Annotated in this window: 3 tRNA genes; all 3 read right to left on the bottom strand. The window is 41.8% G+C overall.

The features are described from left to right. Window positions 1-46: 46 nt before the first annotated feature. Window positions 47-122 (bottom strand) — tRNA-Lys (locus H5058_RS18235). A 69-nt stretch (window positions 123-191) separates the two neighbouring features. After that, window positions 192-267 (bottom strand) — tRNA-Lys (locus H5058_RS18230). 85 nt (window positions 268-352) lie between these two features. After that, window positions 353-428, bottom strand: a tRNA-Lys gene (locus H5058_RS18225). Between the last annotated feature and the right edge of the window lie 3 nt (window positions 429-431).

Below are 431 nucleotides of genomic sequence, written 5' to 3'. Positions count from 1 at the left end.
TTGCGTAAATCCGCCGACTAATACTTTACTTTCACTGCTCATAGAATGGTGGGGCATGATGGATTTGAACCATCGACCAATTGATTAAAAGTCAACTGCTCTACCAACTGAGCTAATGCCCCGCTCTATGCACTTAATTTAATTAAGCTTACGTAAATCCGCCGATTCCAGCCATTCTTAAATATAAAGAATGGTGGGGCATGATGGATTTGAACCATCGACCAATTGATTAAAAGTCAACTGCTCTACCAACTGAGCTAATGCCCCGCTCTGATAACTAACTAGCAAACTTTGCTGTTTAGTTACTTGCGTAAATCCGCCGACTAATACTTTACTTTCACTGCTCATAGAATGGTGGGGCATGATGGATTTGAACCATCGACCAATTGATTAAAAGTCAACTGCTCTACCAACTGAGCTAATGCCCCGCT

The organism is Pseudoalteromonas sp. SR45-4 (genome assembly GCF_014163535.1).
Taxonomy (GTDB): domain Bacteria; phylum Pseudomonadota; class Gammaproteobacteria; order Enterobacterales; family Alteromonadaceae; genus Pseudoalteromonas; species Pseudoalteromonas nigrifaciens.
The sequence above is the reverse complement of the archived record's forward strand: the minus strand, read 5'-3'. Positions and strand labels throughout refer to the sequence as shown.